The following is a 15,965-nucleotide window of genomic DNA, read 5'->3' on the forward strand; positions in this document are numbered from 1 at the left end:
ACCGGCTTCGGCCCACGCTTGACGTCGAACAGGGCGCCGGCGTTCTCCAGAATCTCCTTCTTCCACTGGCCCACCAGCACCGGATGCACACCGTATTCCTGCGCGATCTCCGTCACCGTCTTCACCCCGCGCACCGCTTCCAACCCCACCTTGGCCTTGAACTCGGCGCTGTGCACCCTGCGCTTTTTACCTTCACTCATTCGCTGTAATCCTTTCGCGGACGACAGCTTAAACCACCGTCTCAAATTCGGGGTCCACTATAGTGGCCCTCGACCAGGATGCTGTTGGCATGGCCTTTGTTAGTCCTTATAGTGTTCGTTCAAATTAGGTCGACTACTGCCCATAGGCCTGCAAACACGGCTCTCTTCGCCATCACTGGCGACTCAATGGTCAACTCACTGGTCATAAATTCTCCGTGGTCCGTCATTGAAGCTATTCACTCGATGGGCAAAGAAGCCAACTCTTCCGAAATCTACGGCGCGCTTCCCAGAGAAACCGTACTCTCATCAGTGAAATCGGCCCCATGGCTAAAAGACCTTGAGTTCACCTCAACAGACTTGCCGACGTTGCATCATCAGCAAGCCTCTACAACGCGTAGCCGGCCATACAATCTAGTCATCGTCCTCGAAGAAAGCTTAGGTGCGACTTTCGTCGAGTCGTTGGGAGGGCTGCCTGTGACTCCGGAGCTCGAGAAACTCAAGCACGAGGGCTGGTGGTTCGAGCAGTTGTACGCTACGGGTACCAGGTCAGTACGCGGAATTGAAGCGGTCGTTGCAGGCTTCCCGCCTACCCCAGCGCGAAGCGTCGTCAAGCTATCCTTAGCTCAACAGAACTTCTATACACTTGCCTTGGGACTTGGTAAGCAAGGATTTCATACTGAATTCGTCTACGGTGGAGAGGCGCACTTCGACAATATGCGCGGCTTCTTTACCGGTAACGGTTTCCAAAAAGTAGTGGACCGTCGGGATATGAAACCGGTTTTTGAAGGAAGCTGGGGCGCGTCGGACGAAGACTTATTCAACAAGTCCTTAGAGCGCTTGAGTACCCTTCATGCACAAGGCAAACCATTCTTCAGCCTAATATTTAGTTCGTCTAATCACGAGCCATTCGAATTTCCTGACGGTAGGATTAAGCTGCATGACCCGACAAAGCAAACAGTCAATAACGCAGTAAAGTACGCAGACTTTGCGCTAGGTAAATTTATAGCCGAAGCCAAAAAACAGCCCTACTGGAAGGATACGATATTTCTTATCGTGGCAGACCACGACAATAGGGTTTACGGGAACAGTCTGGTTCCAATCAAAAAATTCCACATACCCGGCTTAATTATTGGCGCCGATATAACACCGAAGCGTATAAAGTCAATTGCAAGCCAAGTTGACTTAGGACCAACGCTGCTATCACTGCTTGGAGTATCAAGTGAACATCCTATGATAGGACGAGACTTCGCGAAGGACAGTAATACACCTGGGCGTGCGCTTATCCAGTTTGACAACTACTTTGCATGGCTGGAAGGCAGCTCGGTAACCATCTTGCGTCCCGGTGGCCTCCCATTACTAGGGGAGTATCATGCCGCGACTGGCGGTTTAGCTATCGGTACTCAACAACCTAGCCCGGAGCAAGTCCAGACCGCGATGGCACATGTCATTTTGCCTTCGCTTCTATACCGCGAGCAGCGCTATCGCTTGCAGAAATAAATAAGCTAGGTGCGTATCACGCAACTCGACGAAGGTAGCACTGTTGACTCATTTCTTCACCTAGCGCGTTAGGAGCAGCCTTCGAAGTAATCCTTCTAGTTTGATGCGCCACTAGAAGCATAAAATGAGCGTCTTTAGACGGTTTGACACGTAACCCAATCAATGGGTTTGCGGCAATCTACATCTGCCTTTTTTGCTTCCCACAGTGGCGTACTTTCGACTCGGCACTGCACTTCTGACGCATTTGTTGTCGAGCGCTCTTCGCTAATTCTCGTTACGATAGCGCGCTGCATCGAGTGAAGTATATTGATTGCCGAGCTCCGGCCGTCAAACGTACTCATTCGACTTATATCGTTGAAGTCACCGTGCGCAAGCAGGGCCTCGCCTTGTCCTCCATCACTTAATATTTTGATTGCCCAGTTCGATTTCTTAAAGCGCCATAGACGCTCACAGTTGCCGCCTTGATTCGATGTTCTGGTTTCCTCCGCCTGAGTTTCAACCTCGACAAACAGCGTACTCTCCGCTTTGCCGTCGCCAGCTTCCGCAAAGCCTATAAAAGCATAAACTGAACAGTGTTTTGTCTCGTTGCATACCGTGAATAGGTGAAGATTTACAATTGAGTTTTTAATTTTTTGCGTTTCAATAAAGCTTTTAATGTCAACAGGTGACACTGTCTTTTTGATTGAATCCAATAGCTGTTTATCCATCGCATCTGAACTCATTTCCAACGGGCGAGTAAAATATAGGATGCTTGCGATTGCCACAAGAACCACGAAGACAAAGGTGGCTAATATAAATTCGGGGCGCTTCAAGTTCATCCAACTCATTGCCAAGTCCCTAAATACGTTCGATATAATTAACAGTAGCGATACGCCGTCGAGTTATCGGCTGGCAATGTATCGATTCAACTCCATGTGATTTCGAAATGCGATTGTCATCAGCGCAATCCACACTGTAGACAAAGCCCATCCGGCAATTACGTCTGACGGGTAATGTACGCCCAAGTACATTCTCGAAAGGCCAATGAGAACGACGTAGAAGAACAATGCAACAGCAATTTTAGTCCGGGCCTTGGATTGCCAAGTAAGAGCTAATAGTGCACCAGCAGCCGCCAGTGAATTCATGGCATGTCCACTAGGAAAGCTGAAAGTGAATTCTGGCGTAATTGATAACCATAGGTCAGGCCTGGTACGAGCAAATAAATGTTTTGCCACATAGTTGCAAAGACTTGCGCCACCGACACTCGCAGTCCAGAAAGTCGCACTACCAAAGTGTCGTCGACTCACAAGATAACCCAGTACTACCAGGTCAAATATAATAAGAAGCTGGCCGCCGCCTCCTTTTGTCAGAAGCACAGCAATAGTATCAAACACTGGTGTTGAGTACGAGTGAATAGTTCGAAGAATTATGATGTCTTCTGGAATGAACTTATAGCTCGAAATCTCGAACGCAAGAAAAGCGAACACTATTACCGATAAGCACGATAACAATATTAACGCTCTCTCTCGCTCGATTAAGGCCGCTGACCATCGTAAAGAATTTCTCACGGCCCCTCCTATTTAATGCGGCGTAGCGGCCGGCCGTTGCTTGAAAACCAAAATAGCGCCGATAACGAAAACTAACAGAGCAGCAGACGCGCTATACCGACTAAGCGCAAGTCCACCGGCACTCACCGGCTTGTCTAGGAAATCTCCAACAACTGCACCCAACGGACGCGTAAGAATAAAAGCAGCCCAGAACAAGCCAGTGCGCGAAACATTGCTCCACAGGTACAGCGCAAGAATGACTAGCAGCGCCGCGCCAAAAATCATCGCTCCTCCGGCGTATCCGAGCCCAGCTGTATCAGCGGTCCAATCGCCGAGGGCTGTACCCAACGTCTGGGAAAACATAATCGTGACCCAGTAGAATGTCTCAGCTCTTGGATTACTGACGGAGTCGATTGAAATCGTCCCCATTTTACGGTACCAAATATAGATTGAGGCGCCGAGGAGAGTACTCAATAACACCACTCCACCTGGGTATCCAATACCAAGCGAGCGGTCAACGAAGTCCGCGAGGGTTGTTCCCACGGTTGTCGTAGCGATTATTGTCGCCCAGTACACGAAAGGGTGAAACCGTTTAGTACTGATTTGAGCGCTAACCGCAATTGCAAAGATTACAGAAAAGATTATTGTGCCGGTAAGGTAGCCTAGATTCATAGACATCGACACCGCATCGCCTCCTGTTTCTCCAAGCGTGGTGGCTGCGATTTTGATAAGCCAGAAAACTAAGGTCGCTTCCGGAACTTTGCTTAAAGAGGGGGCTGCTGTGGACATGCTTGCTCCTGTTCTGTCAGACCACGATAGGTTTGTGCAACTGCCAGGTCAATGCAGACCCTGGCAGCTATCAACGCTTACTTGTCTTCGTTTTCATCTTCTTCGGCGTCACTGACATCTTCCGCGACTTTGCCGACCTTACCGGTCATTCCGTCGACTTCGATATCGAACACCTTGGAACCCGCAACCACTTCTACGTCATAAAAATGTTTCGTTCCGCTTTTTTCAAACTCAGCACTGGCGGCTCGGCCTTTTACATGTTGTTCGGCTATGGAAATCGCTTGAGTCAAAGAAAGCTTCGCTCCCAATACTGCCTTAGCGTCATTCTCTATTTTGTTTGTAGCAAGCGCGGTGCCGGCGATGGCGGCGACAAGAACAATCGCACACGAGATAATTCGGTTTCTGTTCATGATTTTGCCTAATATTTAGTTTCGGTAGATACCAGCTATGCAGAAAATATTCAATGACATAAATTAGAGGTTCTCCTTTCCTTTGTTGTGAAAAAACAGTCGGTAGAAGTATGCAATCACAATGACAGCCACGATGGCTTTTGCAGCGGGGTCGACGTACCCAGCCACCTCAGAATAATTTTTCTGTAGCATGAACCCGGCCCCAACAAGAACACCTGACCAGATAAGCGAACCAGCGGTGGTAAAACCGAGGAACGTCAGCAGCGGCATCTCAGCTATGCCCGCAGGAACCGAGATTAGTGTCCTAATGGCTGGGATGAGCCGTCCCAACAGGACAGTGGTCTTCCCATGCTTTTCAAATGTGCTAATCGACTTGTCGACTTCTTGCGGGCTGATTGTCAGCCAGCGGCCATACTTCTCAGCAGCGCGCTTCAGTCGCTCGCGGCCCAACAATTTCCCAGCGTAGTACCAGGGTAGCGCCCCGGCGACGGAACCTGCTGTGCCAGCAAGCAACACTCCAATAACATTCAACTCGCCTTTCGACGCTACGAAGCCAGCAAATGGCATTATCATTTCTGATGGAATAGGCGGGAATATGTTCTCAAGCGCCATTAGCAAGAAGACGCCGATATATCCTGTGCTGGAGAGGAACTCAACGATAAAGTCAACCATGTTGTCCTTTTGTTAGATTTGCTTGATTCAATGCGGGTTGACGTTCCGGCCATCTGTCCAGTGCCACTACAATAATCGTCAATGTCGCAAGGGATATCCACATTGACCACAATGTGTGGGTCATGAAGTGAGCTCCACGCAGCTGCTGCATCCAGCCGACAACTAACCCGAGCGTCATAAAAATGACCAGACTACTAACTGCCGATTTGACGCGATAGGGCACGAAGAAAATAGAGAGCGAGATTAACCATAGTGCGCTCGAGGCATGACCCGCCGGCATGCACTGACCAGCTGATACTCCTGCGGGTAGGCTCTCGAAAAGCCGTACATACGGTTCTGCTCCGCCATAACGCTGAAGGTCCCATGGGCAATGCGAGTCACTTTGCAGCTTAATGAGGCTGATTGCCGCAGGGATGGAAATGGCGGACAATGCAACGACTCGAAATTGAAACCTGCGAATCCATGACCACTTTCGCGGCGAGATGAAGTCCCAAATCACCAGTAGCAAAAATCCAACCGCGGCTACGGTAAGTACTCGCTTCAAAATGACGTGGTTGAATTCTTCTGTGAGCCAAGCGTGACGCAGAGGAAAGGTATTAGTCGTGAAGTTAAATGCACCGTCAGCAAGTTGCAGGTCCCAGTCGGTCACCAGTGCGATTAGACTTAGCAAAAACGGGGTAATTAACAACGTTAAAGCGATGCCGGTACACGTTTGACGCCATTGTTCCTGGGCAGCTAGGGATAAGCCTGCCTTCGAGAACAACTTAGACGACCATCTGTGCTTACTGCTCATGTTTGCACGCATTGAAAATATCCAACTTCGGGTTGTACACAGCAGTATTTATGGCTAGCATCCCCAACGCCGAATGAAATACGTTGTCATGCGAAAATTCTTGGTCTCTACGTGCAGCAAGGCAGCGTGTATCGATACGGAATCTGGTTTGGAAACTGTCAGAGAGCCACAGCATGAGAGGAACATGTCGTTGTTCGTCCGGCGATATAACATACGGCGCACCATGCAGATACATATTTTTTTCGCCAAGTGACTCTCCGTGGTCCGAAAAATACATGAGCGCCGTGTCTACACCATCCTCGGTATTACTTTTCTCGAGAATGGAAATCGCCTTACTAATGATGAAGTCGGTGTAGAGGATGGTGTTGTCATATGCCGCTACAATTGATTCGGTAGAGCATTTGGCGAGCTCGCTGGTTTCGCACACGGGCGCGAATTTCGCAAATTCTTTCGGATACCGCTTCGAGTAAGCCGGCCCATGGCTACCCTTCTGATGGAGCACAATGACCAAGTCTTTAGTGGCGCTCCGTATAAGTTCCGGCAAATCTCTCAATAGCTTTTCGTCATAGCACTCCTCAGTGTTACAGAGAGGGTCTCCTGGAGCAGGCTTGGAAAGGTCCTCGAACTGAATACGGTCACATACGCCCTTGCATCCGGAGTTGTTGTCGCGCCACCGAACATCGAAGCCGGCATGTTTGAACACATCAAGTAAGCCTTCCTGGCCTTGGGCTTTCGCACTAGAGTACTGATGACGTCCCAATGCGGAAAAGACACAAGGGACCGATACGGCGGTTGCAGTTCCGCAGGACTGCACTTGGGTAAAGTTGAGCAACCCTTGCTGATTTGCGAGCAGTGGATTGGTTTGGCGAGAATATCCGTTGAGTGAGAAATTCATCGAACGGGCGGTTTCGCCAACGATGATGACGGTTACTGTTCTCCGGGAGCTCTTAGCCCATAGAACTCCTTTACTAGCATCGGTTCCTAATGGGGAGACAACAACTGGAGACGCCCACTTGCGTTTGAAATATCCATTAACCGCTTGTATATAATTTGTTGGCGTAAGGAGAAATCGCAGTTCGCGATGCTCGCGCAACGGCGAGGCCAGTCCTTTGTATAGCAGGAAGAGGAGTACTCCCGCTAGAACGAGGGAAGCGAGGACGCTACCGAGAATTTGGGCTAGATGACCTTTAATAGGCGGATACTGGACCTTGCTGTAACCCAAAACAACTGAGGGTAGAATTCCAAGTAAGGTGACCGTGAATGTCATTTTCCACGTAAGGAGCTCCATTCCTTCACGCGCATCTGTTTCTGCGACGTTTTGGACCATTGACCAGTCAATGGCAGTGCCATACTGGTTCATGAAGTAACTCGCAGCCGAGGTGGCAACGAACAGGAATATTAGGACGGGCTTGAATACGTACTTGAAGTTGACGAGAGCTAGGCAGGCCGTAAAGACAAATGCGATAAGAAAAAACATTCCTATCTGCAGCGGGAGCTGCGACCACCCCAGGCCTCCGGTGGCACGAACGAACGAATTCCAAAACGCGGAATTGTAGGCGATTAGGAGGAAAGACGCCGCTAAGGGCGGTAATATGACGCTCGGGAGGTTACGGCTTAAACTTAACTTCACTTTGTAGTCCGAAAGTAGTCCTGTGCAGGAGCTCTGCACTGCTGCTACAGGATGTGCAGCAAGCTAAGACTACGTTTCGGTCAGTGAAGACTGTGTTACTGAGATGTTAGGATTTTGTGAGGGCCGTGCTCTGGGCAGTTGAGCAGTCGATTTCGATGACCGAGCCCTGGTCTGACTTTGATACAACGCGGAGTGTCGCCCCTATGTATTCGCAAATGCGTTTGACTAGTGCAAGCCCTAACCCCGTACCTTCAGAGCCCACATAGCTTCCAGTTTGTTCATCTAGCAGCATTGCCATAACGGCATCTGGCAGACCAGCGCCTGTGTCGTGGACCTGAATTTTATATCCGGTGATTTCGACAGCTACGGTGCCGCGGTCGGTGTACAAGCATGCGTTTCGGATGAGGTTGCCCAAGGCCGACTCGAGGAGCTTAGCCGGGACTTTGAGTCTAAAGTCACCTCCGGCGAATGTCAGTTTGACCGGTTTGTCACGCACCAAAAATTGGTACTGTTCAACTTGAGCTTGGGCTAGAGCACCGACAGAAATCTCAGATGATTCGATGAGATTCGGCGCGCGCGCAAGCATCAGCAAAACGTTGACGCTCTGCGACGCGTCTTCAATTGCTCTATTGATTCTTTCGACTGGTGCCTGCATTGCCGGGTGTTTTATCGTTTCTAAAGAAAGAATTTCTACAGCGCCGCGAATAATCGTAAGCGGTGTTCGAAGTTCATGGCTGACATCGCCAGTAAAGAATCGCTCGCGGTCGAGGTAGTGCTTCATCTCCTTGGCATAGGCATCGAATGCTCTCGCGAGCGCGCCGAGCTCGTTATTTTCTTGTAGAAGGGGAAGGTGAGGCTGCTTTTCGGCAACGGCCAGAGACAGACTGGTAATCGGCGAAACAAATCGACGTGCCATATAGCGGCCCAATAGCAACGAGAATCCAAGGAAGCCGATGAAGGAGGTCAGGATTAACGAATAGACGGCTTTCTCGACATTTTCGTAGTCTGATGCATGGTCGATTACGACGAATGGTCCCGCCGACGTGTGCCCCCCGAATACGTGCAGCTCAATGCCGTCGACAATAGCTTCTTGAACGCCCTCTGGAAGAGCTCGCAGTGAAGTGGGGATGCCTTCGCCATGATGGAAGCTTAATCCCGATGGCATTTCGACGGGCAAGCCACCAACATACCTAGGGGCAGCCCATGCAGCGACTTCTTTTAAACGGTCGTCAACAAGCCTGACTTCAATACCCTCAATGACAAATGCCCCAATAGTAATGAAAAGCAAACAACAGGCTGCAGTAAAGAGAAGGTACGCGCCGATAATTTGCCGGCCAATAGACTTAAAGGGTTTCATTATTTACTATTAGTTTAAAGCCGATACCAGATACCGTCTGCAGCATCGGTGCTGTTTCCGATTTGTCGAGAGTCTGCCGCAATGCGTGAATATGGGTGCGTAACGCGTCACTCTGCGGCCGGTTGTCGCCCCAAATTGCGTACTCAAGCTCCTCTCGAGATACAACTGCAGGCGAAGCGCGCATCAAACACCCTAGTATGATGAATCCTGTCTTTGTCAGGTTAAGTGGTCTACCTGCCCTGGTGGCATGAAAACTCTTACAATCAAAACGAAGGTCTCCGACTACCAAGGTCGACGTTTCGCTAAGCCCCTTGGCGCGCCGTACAAGGGCTTGAAGGCGTATCTCGAGTTCTACGAGGGAGAACGGCTTCACCAAATAATCATCGGCGCCGCTTGTGAAACCGTTGACCTTGTCTTCAAGCGTATCACGTGCTGTCAACATCAGCACAGGCGTCGCGTTGTTCATTTCGGTTCGCAGTCGACGACATAGGTCGACGCCGTTTAGCCCAGGCAGCATGACGTCCAGAACGATGGCGTCGTACGTACCCTCTGCGGCGAATGACAGGCCGGCAAAACCATTAGTTGCGCAGTCGAGTGTGTGGCCTCGAGGCTCGAGGAATCCGAACAGGTTTGCAAGAATGTCCGGGTTGTCTTCAATGATGAGAATTCTCATGCTTTCCTTGGATTTTCTGAAGTCTACAGCAACGTTCTAAGGTCACGTATGTAAGTACGAGAGTTGAACGTCTCAGCTGTTTGGCAGCCGACGAAGGCACGACGAATGCACCGCATTTTACATTCTGAGCTTTTCCGTAGAGGGAAACCGGGTGCCGCAGCTCAGTGCAACAGCCCCGGCTGTGGTGCGATTACTGTGCAGTCACCTCAGTAGTCAGTGTCGTTTTGTCAGCAAAAGTGACTTGCACCTGGGCGCGATTGCCCTTTGCGAGTTTCTTCAATCCATCTGACGTCATTGTATTGTTTGAGGCAGGGACAAGCGGATATGACGCTTTGTTCGTCGTGCCCAAGAACGTTAGGGTTCCCGAGGCGCCGGCTGTGGACACGGGTTCGGTCCCTTTGGTGAAGTGGACCTTCCTATTTTTCCCACTGCCAGAGACTCCAGCCTTCACTTCAGCTTGCTGGACCTTTGGGGTAGGTTCGTCGTGCTCAGGATGAGCCATCGACAATCCATGCACAGCTGCGGATGAAGCAATTGCCAACGAAATGAATATTTTGTTAAATTTCTTCACGATTTACCTTTGAAATTTGGACGCCAGTTAGCGGGCCTGGCGTCCGGTGCCCGGTTGCTATTTTTTGTAGATGTCAGAGTAAAAACCGCTTGCGCGAAGTACCACTGTCACGGGCGCTGCACTCTTGTTTTTCCAGTACCAACCATGCACTCCAGTGAACGGTGCGATGAGCGTGCCACGTGACTCACTAACCTCTTTCTCAAGGATGAAACTTTCGAATTCGTTTTCCTTGGCGTTGACGGGTTCCCCGTGGAAGTCGTGATTCACCTTTTCCGAATTCTTCGTTTTCCACGTGTAGATTAGGGTGCTTCCCTTCGCCAAGTGCGTCTTTACCTCGACACCTTTGCCTGGAGCAAGCGTAACCTCCATGTCGTCGGCGCGATACGGTAGGGAAGGGCTAGACGAAATCGTCAGCGCGCGCTCTTCTCCAGGTGCGGAAACTGTTGAGCCTGGCACTGCCGCAATCTTTGCTGCTGAAACGCCCTGGCTTGTAGTCTGGACAACCGGCGCCTCTGGAGCTGCATGCAATTTCGTAAGCCCCATGGCTTTACCCAAGCCTGTTACGTCAATGCCGTACTCGGCCGGCAGCACGGCAACGGTGAGAAGTAGTGCAGCGACTACGGCGGCGATTAGGGTTCCCCCCAGTAGTTCTCGTTTTGGCACCACGTGGGTGTCGGTCAAAGCTGAATGCATCATGAGAAATGCTCCTTACGTACGAAGAAAACCTGTGAATTGAAATCCTGCCAGCATGAAGCCGGCGGTCATGAGGACGAAATTGCTCAGTGACGCGTGGCGAGCGAAGCTGACAGTTGAGCGCCAGTAGCGCATACCAATCAAAATTAGACTCAGCGCTAGCAGCTGCCCTATCTCGACGCCGATATTGAATGCAACCATATTCGGAATCAGTCCGTCGGGTGACAGTGCGAAGTCCTGTAGCTTGGTTGCGAGGCCGAGGCCGTGGAAAAATCCGAAGATTAGAACCGCCGCTTTTTTGTTAGGTTGAACTCCAAAAACCGTCTGGAACCCTCCGAGGTTGTCAAAGGCTCGATATACGATTGAGAGTCCGATTATCGCGTCGACGAAGTAAGCATTGATATGCCATCCGTTCAAGACGCCCATCAGCAATGTGGTGCTGTGCCCAACGGCGAACAACGTCACATACAAGCCGATATCCTTCATCCTGTACAGGAAGAAAATAACCCCACAAAGGAACAAAAGATGGTCGTACCCGGTCACCATATGCTTAGCGCCCAAGTACAGGAACGGCAGGAATTGGACACCGGTGCTCCCTTGCAGGAAGCCTTTGTCCGACTCCGATACCCCGTGAGCAAAAGCGCTCGCACTCAGCAACAACGTCAAGGTGCCTACCACCCACCACCGACTGTTGCCATATAAATGTCTGCGAAAGAATGTCATTGTGAGTCCCTATTAATCATGGTCCATATCCCATACCAGGTGAGCGTCGACAAGCAGGGAATAGTACGCACGGGCCGCCGCTACCTTCGTTGTCAGAGCGCTTTGCGCCGCGGTTGCCGCTTGCCGACGTGATGTCAGGAGTGCCTGCAAGTCCGCTTCACCAAGCGTGTAAGCGCGCTGCAGCCGTTGACTGTTTTCGCGCATGGCTTCGGCACTGCTCTCAGCGATTTGCCAACTTTCGTAGGCACCGTTCGCTGATGCCAGAGTCGCACTGATGATGGCGTCGAGCTCTCGTTTCTTCAGCTCGTGCTCTTGGTACGATACTTCCGCTGCGTGTACCGACCGGTCTGCGCGGCCTCTGCGGATAGTCCCAGGAATAGGGATGCTCAGCATTACGCCAGTCAGTCGCTCCCGCCCCCCGACTTCAGAAGCAGTGAACACGCCTACTGTCGGGTCGGGAATTCTGTCAGCGCGAGCGCGAGCGGTATTGGCCTTGGCCTTGGAAAGCAGGGCCTCGCTGATTTTCAGTTCGTCGCTCTGGTCGATAATTCGCGCGCGAAGTTGTCCAGGTTCAGTGTCAAGCGGCACTGCCTCAGGTACTGCTGAGAAGCGCCGTGGCATGTCAGGAAAACGGGAATTCAGGCGTGCCCAAGCGACGTTCGCAGCAGTCTTTGCGTCGCTCGCAGCTCGCTGTTGCTCGCCGAGTTCGGCGCGTGCAATTCCCGCATCGAGCTTTGCCGCATCACCTGCTTTAACCCGTTTTTCGACAGCGTTGAAGTTGTCCGTCGCCGCTTTGACCTGGCTTGTTGCAAGCAACGCGTTTTGCTCAGCCTCGGTCCAGTTCAACCACAGGTCGAGCAGTGTGCGTGCTGTCTCGTGCAGGGCTTCGCCATATCTCGCTTCGCCCTCGTCGATGGTGGCAGCAGCGATGTCACGGTCGGCCCGCGCTTTTTGAGGTAGGCGGAGCGTGCGTTCAAGCCCGACGTTCCACTCGTTGTAGCGAACACTAGGTTCGACGCGACGCCGCTGCGTAGTCGCTTTCGCAGTCCATTCATACGGCGAAGCACGCGTAAGTAGGGCGTCTTGTTGTGCGACCTGGCGGGTACTACGGGCGGCAGCAACTTCCGGGTCCCGGTCAATCAATGGCCTAACGAGTTCAGTTGGCAACAAGCCAAGCGTAGGCGGCTGGGCTGCGTTGACGCTACCAGCGACCAACGCTAGAAATAACCAATATTTCATCGAAATTCTCCTGCTTCGGTCACTGGCGACATCCAATATTTCAAACCGGTCCCTGCAAGTGCGCTGTTTAACTGAGCGACTACTTCGGCGCGCGTTGCGTGCAAGAGCAATGCCTCAATTCGAGTCATTCGCGCCATGCCAAGAACTTGTTCGGTCGCGTTCAGTGCAGAGTGTTCAAGTCCGTGCGCTGAAGCCGCACTGCTCGTAAAAAACAAAATTTCAGGCATCGTCAGTAAGGTGTCGAGTACCCGCTCTGCGAGTGGAGGAGGGCAAAGTATGGTCAGGCAAAGTTCAGCCATGAGTGGTCTCCGTCTTCGCAACTGCGAAGCGCAAGTAAAGGATTGGTAGCAGCATCAGCGTTAGAGCTGTCGCCGTAATCAAGCCTCCGATAACAACGATGGCCAAGGGGCGTTGAATTTCAGAGCCTGGACCCGTTGCGAACAGAAGCGGAATAAGACCGAACGCAGTGATGGAGGCAGTCATCATGACCGGGCGCAGACGTCGACGAGCCCCTTGGACAACGACATCCGCAAGTGCCATTCCGGTGCTCTGTAGCTGGTTGAAATAGCTCACTAGGACAATTCCGTTCAGGACGGTAATGCCCAACAACGCGATGAACCCAACGGACGCAGGCACAGACAAATACTCTCCAGTCACCCAAAGGGCGATGATTCCGCCCACGAGCGCGAACGGGATAATGCTCAGGATGAGAAGGGCTTGTCTAACTGAGCGGAAGGTTGAAAACAGCACGATGAAAATCAGCCCTAATGCGACTGGAATCACAATCGCGAGTCGGCTAGCGGCGCGCTGTTGGTTTTCGAACTGGCCACCCCAGGTAATCCTGTAGCCCGTTGGGAGGGTCAGCTTTTTAGCGACGCCAGCTTTGGCTTCCTCTACAAAGCCAACTAGGTCACGTCCACTAACGTTAGCAATCACGACGCTATATCTGCTTCCCATCTCGCGGTCGATTTTCACGGGGCCCGCGGCACGCTCGAGTGTGGCTACGGCTGAGAGCGGGACCGTACTACCGTCTTTGCCTGTGATGCGGGTGGCGCCGAACTGAGTCGGTGACAGACGTACCGATTCGTCAGCACGGACGATAATTGGAGTGCGCCTGTTGCCTTCGATTGCACTGCCGGCTTGCTGCCCCTCGATTTGTACTCGGAGGCTGTCCTGAATTTCCTCAACGGACAAGCCCAGGCGGCCGGCCTGTAATCGGTCGACGACGACGCGCAAATATTGCACGCCATCGTTCTGAACGGTGTAGACGTCCTGGTTGCCGCGCACTGTCTTAAGCACCTCTTCGACTTGGCTCGCGTAGCGATTCAGTTGGTCGAGGTCCGGGCCGAAAACCTTCACAGCGATATCGCCGCGAACGCCAATAATCATCTCTGACACACGCATTTCGATGGGTTGTGTGAAGCTGTACTTGACACCCGGCAGCTCATCCAACACCTTGCGTACTTCATCCATCAGCGCTTCCTTGCTCTTCATCCGCCACTGGTCGCGAGGTTTGAGTAGTAAGTACGTATCGGTCTGATTTAGCCCCATCGGGTCCAGTCCAATCTCGTCAGAACCCGCGCGGGCGTTGATACCGATAATTTCCGGTATGGCTTTCATCAAGGCCTGATGGATTTTCAAGTCGAGCGCGGCACTTTGCTCGAGGCTCACTGAGGGAAGCTTCTCGATGCCGACGATGAGGTCACCTTCGTCCATGGTAGGCATGAAGGTTTTGCCTACCTGTGTGTAGACCCCTGCTGCCACGAGCAACATCACTACTGCACCTATCGCAACGATGCGCTGACGGCGCATCGTCCACTCAAGTACTGGACCGTAAGCTGCAAGGAGCTTGCGTGGGAGCCAAGGTTCGTTATGAGCGACGTTTTTCAGAAGGTACGAAGCAAGCACCGGGATGATGGTGAACGACAGGAGCAACGAGCCGGCGAGGGCAAACACAATGGCCAGTGCAACCGGAGAGAAGAACTTTCCTTCCAGGTCCTGGAGAGTCAGCAGAGGTAAGAACACAGTAATGATGATGAGGATGCCAGACGTTACTGGCACAGCGACTTCGCTCACCGCTCGGTAGATGATGTGTAAGCGTGGGAGCTTACCTTTGGATGGGTCATCAGCCATGCGCTGAACAATATTCTCGACGACGACAACAGCAGCATCGACCAACATACCAATGGCAATCGCGAGTCCGCCCAAGCTCATCAAGTTCGCGGACATGTTAAACATGCGCATCAAGATGAATGTGACCAACGCAGCCATTGGCAGAACCATGGCGACGGTAAATGCGGCCCTTGCGTTTCCTAAAAATAAGACTAACAAAACGATGACGATGATGGTCGCTTCCAAAAGCGCGGATGAGACTGCACCGACTGCGTTGGACACCAGGTTGGCTCGGTCATAGAACACGTTGATTGCCACACCTTTTGGTAACGTCGGCTTGAGTTCCTCTAGCTTTTTACGTACACCTTCGACGACCTGCTGCGCGTTAGCGCCGGCTAAGCCTAAAACGAGGCCTTGGACCGCCTCGCTCTTGCCACTTTGTGTGACAACGCCGTAGCGGGTCATGGTGCCAATCCGTACTTCCGCCACAGCGCCAATCCTTACCGGAACTCCGTCCTTCACAGTTACCACGACCGAGCGCAAGTCATCAAGGCTTGTGATACTGCCTTCGCTGCGCACCAGGAGGACTTCATCTCCTTCACCGAGACGCCCGGCACCATCATTGCGATTGTTCGAGGAAATGGCTTCCTTCAGCTGCGTGAGAGTGATGCCGCTAGCAGCCATCGCTGGCTCATTGGGCACTACTTCGAAGGCGCGGACTACACCACCCAGAGAGTTGACATCCGCAACCCCCGGAACCGTACGTAACGCAGGGCGTATCACCCAGTCGAGTAAGCTGCGGCGCTCAGCCAGCGACATGCTCTCGTGAATCGCCCCGGGTTTTGTAGAGGCTCCAATGTTTGAGAAAATGGAGCTATGAAGAAGCAACCCAAGTATTCCCCCGAAGTCATCGAGCGCGCTGTGCGCATGGTCAGCGAGGCTGCCAGCGAGTACGAATCGCAGTGGGCCGCCATCACGTCGATCGCGGCCAAGATTGGCTGCACGCCTGAGACGCTGCGCCGCTGGGTACGCCAGCAGGAGCGCGATACCGGGCAGCGTCCAGGCCCGACCACAGCTGAA

Annotated in this window: 18 protein-coding genes; 2 read left to right on the forward strand and 16 right to left on the reverse strand. The window is 52.2% G+C overall.

Features of this window, described 5'->3' with window-relative positions:
* A partial coding sequence (locus YWC_RS0126030) for an IS3 family transposase (RefSeq protein ID WP_027867988.1) occupies positions 1-200 on the reverse strand: 200 nt, incomplete at its 3' end.
* 186 nt (positions 201-386) lie between these two features.
* On the opposite strand from YWC_RS0126030, the gene YWC_RS32460 reads away from it, so the two are divergent.
* The gene (locus YWC_RS32460) at positions 387-1,697 is read left to right on the forward strand and encodes an LTA synthase family protein (protein WP_229413206.1); all 1,311 of its coding nucleotides are present in this window, start codon (positions 387-389) and stop codon (positions 1,695-1,697) included.
* Between the two features lie 134 nt (positions 1,698-1,831).
* On the opposite strand, the gene YWC_RS33190 is transcribed toward YWC_RS32460, so the two are convergent.
* The 15 genes from YWC_RS33190 to YWC_RS31025 all read right to left on the reverse strand — a co-directional run bounded on the left by YWC_RS33190 (position 1,832) and on the right by YWC_RS31025 (position 15,755).
* Positions 1,832-2,515, reverse strand: a complete 684-nt coding sequence (locus tag YWC_RS33190; RefSeq protein ID WP_156923910.1) for a hypothetical protein — start codon at positions 2,513-2,515, stop codon at positions 1,832-1,834.
* 63 nt (positions 2,516-2,578) lie between these two features.
* A complete protein-coding gene (locus YWC_RS34255; RefSeq protein ID WP_169728161.1) occupies positions 2,579-3,244 on the reverse strand; it encodes a phosphatase PAP2 family protein in 666 nt (221 codons plus the stop codon).
* 12 nt (positions 3,245-3,256) lie between these two features.
* Positions 3,257-4,012: a COG4705 family protein gene (locus YWC_RS0126035; protein ID WP_027867980.1), complete on the reverse strand. Its 756-nt coding sequence runs from the start codon at positions 4,010-4,012 to the stop codon at positions 3,257-3,259.
* A 77-nt stretch (positions 4,013-4,089) separates the two neighbouring features.
* Positions 4,090-4,422 (reverse strand): PepSY domain-containing protein, encoded by a 333-nt coding sequence (locus YWC_RS32470; RefSeq protein WP_156923911.1) that lies wholly within the window; start codon positions 4,420-4,422, stop codon positions 4,090-4,092.
* 63 nt (positions 4,423-4,485) lie between these two features.
* Positions 4,486-5,094 carry a DedA family protein gene (locus YWC_RS0126045; protein WP_027867981.1) on the reverse strand — a complete coding sequence of 203 codons (609 nt, stop codon included), beginning with the start codon at positions 5,092-5,094 and terminating at the stop codon, positions 4,486-4,488.
* Positions 5,087-5,887: a phosphatase PAP2 family protein gene (locus tag YWC_RS32475; RefSeq protein ID WP_084416614.1), complete on the reverse strand. Its 801-nt coding sequence runs from the start codon at positions 5,885-5,887 to the stop codon at positions 5,087-5,089. Before YWC_RS32475 ends, YWC_RS0126045 begins: the two co-directional genes overlap by 8 nt.
* Positions 5,877-7,556, reverse strand: coding sequence for a phosphoethanolamine transferase (locus tag YWC_RS31015; RefSeq protein WP_371846570.1), 1,680 nt, complete (start codon positions 7,554-7,556; stop codon positions 5,877-5,879). Before YWC_RS31015 ends, YWC_RS32475 begins: the two co-directional genes overlap by 11 nt.
* A 67-nt stretch (positions 7,557-7,623) precedes the next feature.
* Positions 7,624-8,874, reverse strand: a complete 1,251-nt coding sequence (locus YWC_RS0126055) for a sensor histidine kinase (RefSeq protein ID WP_027867983.1) — start codon at positions 8,872-8,874, stop codon at positions 7,624-7,626.
* Positions 8,861-9,547 carry a response regulator transcription factor gene (locus YWC_RS0126060; RefSeq protein ID WP_027867984.1) on the reverse strand — a complete coding sequence of 229 codons (687 nt, stop codon included), beginning with the start codon at positions 9,545-9,547 and terminating at the stop codon, positions 8,861-8,863. The genes YWC_RS0126055 and YWC_RS0126060 overlap by 14 nt, the downstream gene beginning before the upstream one ends.
* 190 nt (positions 9,548-9,737) lie before the next feature.
* Entirely contained in the window at positions 9,738-10,118 is a 381-nt protein-coding gene (locus YWC_RS33195) for a hypothetical protein (protein ID WP_156923913.1), read from the reverse strand.
* 57 nt (positions 10,119-10,175) lie between these two features.
* Positions 10,176-10,814 carry a hypothetical protein gene (locus YWC_RS33200; RefSeq protein ID WP_156923914.1) on the reverse strand — a complete coding sequence of 213 codons (639 nt, stop codon included), beginning with the start codon at positions 10,812-10,814 and terminating at the stop codon, positions 10,176-10,178.
* Between the two features lie 12 nt (positions 10,815-10,826).
* The gene (locus tag YWC_RS31020; protein WP_084416616.1) at positions 10,827-11,534 is read right to left on the reverse strand and encodes a HupE/UreJ family protein; all 708 of its coding nucleotides are present in this window, start codon (positions 11,532-11,534) and stop codon (positions 10,827-10,829) included.
* Positions 11,535-11,546: 12 nt separating this feature from the next.
* Entirely contained in the window at positions 11,547-12,773 is a 1,227-nt protein-coding gene (locus YWC_RS0126075) for a TolC family protein (protein ID WP_027867986.1), read from the reverse strand.
* Complete coding sequence (locus tag YWC_RS32485) at positions 12,770-13,072, reverse strand: DUF3240 family protein (protein WP_084416617.1); 303 nt, start codon at positions 13,070-13,072, stop codon at positions 12,770-12,772. The genes YWC_RS0126075 and YWC_RS32485 overlap by 4 nt, the downstream gene beginning before the upstream one ends.
* Entirely contained in the window at positions 13,065-15,755 is a 2,691-nt protein-coding gene (locus YWC_RS31025; RefSeq protein WP_229413207.1) for an efflux RND transporter permease subunit, read from the reverse strand. Before YWC_RS31025 ends, YWC_RS32485 begins: the two co-directional genes overlap by 8 nt.
* Before the next feature lie 6 nt (positions 15,756-15,761).
* Between YWC_RS31025 and YWC_RS0126085 the strand changes: the two genes are divergently transcribed.
* Positions 15,762-15,965, forward strand: a 204-nt coding sequence (locus YWC_RS0126085; RefSeq protein WP_027867987.1) for a transposase, incomplete at its 3' end; no start/stop codon positions are given.

Origin of the sequence: Massilia alkalitolerans DSM 17462 (genome assembly GCF_000427785.1) — a bacterium.
GTDB classification, from domain to species: Bacteria; Pseudomonadota; Gammaproteobacteria; order Burkholderiales; family Burkholderiaceae_D; genus Telluria; species Telluria alkalitolerans.

What these genes read in the sequence shown, in the direction of transcription:
- YWC_RS0126075 (WP_027867986.1), bottom strand. Translation starts at nt 12,773, where the DNA reads ATGAAATATTGGTTATTTCTAGCGTTGGTCGCTGGTAGCGTCAACGCA.
- YWC_RS0126060 (WP_027867984.1), bottom strand. Translation starts at nt 9,547, where the DNA reads ATGAGAATTCTCATCATTGAAGACAACCCGGACATTCTTGCAAACCTG.
- YWC_RS32460 (WP_229413206.1), top strand. Translation starts at nt 387, where the DNA reads ATGGTCAACTCACTGGTCATAAATTCTCCGTGGTCCGTCATTGAAGCT.
- YWC_RS33190 (WP_156923910.1), bottom strand. Translation starts at nt 2,515, where the DNA reads ATGAACTTGAAGCGCCCCGAATTTATATTAGCCACCTTTGTCTTCGTG.
- YWC_RS31020 (WP_084416616.1), bottom strand. Translation starts at nt 11,534, where the DNA reads ATGACATTCTTTCGCAGACATTTATATGGCAACAGTCGGTGGTGGGTG.
- YWC_RS0126045 (WP_027867981.1), bottom strand. Translation starts at nt 5,094, where the DNA reads ATGGTTGACTTTATCGTTGAGTTCCTCTCCAGCACAGGATATATCGGC.
- YWC_RS0126055 (WP_027867983.1), bottom strand. Translation starts at nt 8,874, where the DNA reads ATGAAACCCTTTAAGTCTATTGGCCGGCAAATTATCGGCGCGTACCTT.
- YWC_RS0126035 (WP_027867980.1), bottom strand. Translation starts at nt 4,012, where the DNA reads ATGTCCACAGCAGCCCCCTCTTTAAGCAAAGTTCCGGAAGCGACCTTA.
- YWC_RS33200 (WP_156923914.1), bottom strand. Translation starts at nt 10,814, where the DNA reads ATGATGCATTCAGCTTTGACCGACACCCACGTGGTGCCAAAACGAGAA.
- YWC_RS32470 (WP_156923911.1), bottom strand. Translation starts at nt 4,422, where the DNA reads ATGAACAGAAACCGAATTATCTCGTGTGCGATTGTTCTTGTCGCCGCC.
- YWC_RS32485 (WP_084416617.1), bottom strand. Translation starts at nt 13,072, where the DNA reads ATGGCTGAACTTTGCCTGACCATACTTTGCCCTCCTCCACTCGCAGAG.
- YWC_RS32475 (WP_084416614.1), bottom strand. Translation starts at nt 5,887, where the DNA reads ATGAGCAGTAAGCACAGATGGTCGTCTAAGTTGTTCTCGAAGGCAGGC.